This window comes from Sellimonas intestinalis, from assembly GCF_001280875.1.
Lineage (GTDB): Bacteria > Bacillota > Clostridia > Lachnospirales > Lachnospiraceae > Sellimonas > Sellimonas intestinalis.
Genome location: NZ_LGAJ01000031.1, coordinates 1 through 949 on the forward strand (window position 1 = coordinate 1; position 949 = coordinate 949).

At 47.6% G+C, this 949-nt stretch carries 1 protein-coding gene; it reads right to left on the reverse strand.

The features are described from left to right. Positions 1–139 precede the first annotated feature (139 nt). Positions 140–949: Gfo/Idh/MocA family oxidoreductase (locus AOA56_RS15400; RefSeq protein WP_048621328.1), on the reverse strand; the 810-nt coding region annotated here is incomplete at its 5' end.

Consider the following 949-nt stretch of genomic DNA (forward strand, 5'->3'; position numbering starts at 1 on the left):
ATTTACCATCACCGCCACAGCCAGCGAGGAGGCCAGCGCCAAGGACAGCAGTCAAACCAACCGCCGCAAGTTTTTTGATGTTCTTTCTCATAATACATCTCTCCTTTACTTTTTATAATAAACAGTAACGCGATACTGTCTATTTTCTGAATTTGTCAAGCTCCACAACAGCGCCGTTGTGTAATCTGGATTCTTCGGCCGCGAAAGCACAGTAATGACTTTCAACGGACTGCTCCACAGTAGTGGTATGGCCAGAAGGGCCATTTCCGAGGAGGAGCATATCAATAAAATCTTCGACCATGCGTTTGTCGCCGCCGCCATGACCGAAGAAATCAGACGCAATTTGGTTGATATCGATGGTTTCGGTGTCCTTACCAAAAGGAGTAATCTGAATGGTATTAGCCGTCATATCAGCAATAATTTCTCCCATGGTTCCCATAAATTTCGCGTATCTGCTTCCTGTAGCCGTGAAAGCGCACATGGTGTGGCTGATGGTGGAACCGTCTGTCATTTTGAGGTTGACAACCTGGTGATCAACCACATTATTGTCACAGTGATATACGCATCTGCCATATGGACCGTTCTGAATGGCCTGGGTCACACTTTCGACGGTCGGGTGAAGAGTAAGGACGTTGACGGGCCATTGTGTGTATCCGTTTTCAACGCCGATCTTAGGATCTTTGAGGTAGATTTTTTCAGCGTCAAACGGACAATGATCTTTGGCTTTGCAGCCGTCCAAGCAACGAAGAGCGGCGCCCTCCGGAGCACATTGAGGTTTAAACAAATAGGTGTCGCCAAAAGAAGACACGGATTCACAGGTTTTACCGGTGAGCCAGAGAAGTAAATCCATATCATGGCAGCATTTTTGAAGGATCATGGGACTGGTAGTGTTGGAATTCCTCCAGTTGCCCCGGACAAAGCTGTGCGCCTGATGCCAGTACCCTACGTT